The following is a 752-nucleotide window of genomic DNA, read 5'->3' as shown; positions in this document are numbered from 1 at the left end:
CGGCGCTGGGATCCAGATCTCGCCGCCTTCGAGTGGGTCATCCGCGCCGAAGGAGTGGTCGGCCCCGATCGGCACATGGACGGGGGAACGGGATTTCAGGCTTTCCGCGAGATCATCGAGGGCGTCGTCGACGACGGCTACCGGCAGGGCGAACTGTCGCGGCCTTCCGATCGGGACAGCGTCGTCGAGGCCCTCTACGCGCTCATCTACGGGTTGGTCGAGTTGGGGGCCACGTCGCCGCCGCGCGATTATCACGCCGCGCTCGACTCGGCCAAGAAGATGATCAGCGGAACGTTGTTCGCCGGCGGGCGCGGATAGCGGCGGGGCCGACACGGCACCGCCTTGATATGATCAAGCGATTGATTATATAGTCGGGCCACGAGAGGACCGGGCCTTGACTGAAACCGTGTCGTTCGACGTCGACGCGCTGCGACGCAAATACGCGGAAGAGCGCGCGCGCCGATTGCGCCCGGACGGCATCGCTCAGTACGTCGAGACGGCGGGGGCATTCGCGCGCTTCGCCGACGACCCCTGGGCAGACGGTGAATTCACGCGCGAGCCGCTGACCGACGAAGTCGACGTCGCGGTGATCGGCGCCGGATTCGGCGGGCTGTTGACGGGGGTGCGGCTGCGTCAGCTCGGCGTCGACAGCGTGCGGCTCATCGACCGGGCGGCCGACGTGGGCGGGACCTGGTACTGGAACCGGTACCCGGGGATTGCCTGCGATGTCGAGTCCTACGTGTACATGCCGC

General features: G+C 67.4%; 1 protein-coding gene and 1 pseudogene. Both read left to right on the top strand.

Going from position 1 to position 752, the window contains the following annotated elements:
• Positions 1–318 (top strand): annotated as a pseudogene (locus A5691_RS28350) (TetR/AcrR family transcriptional regulator); the annotation flags it as partial.
• A 76-nt stretch (positions 319–394) separates the two neighbouring features.
• Positions 395–752: NAD(P)-binding protein (locus A5691_RS15625; protein ID WP_156675524.1), on the top strand; the 358-nt coding region annotated here is incomplete at its 3' end.

Origin of the sequence: Mycobacterium sp. E183 (genome assembly GCF_001667735.1) — a bacterium.
GTDB lineage: Bacteria > Actinomycetota > Actinomycetes > Mycobacteriales > Mycobacteriaceae > Mycobacterium.
This window is presented reverse-complemented; position numbering and strand designations above follow the sequence as displayed.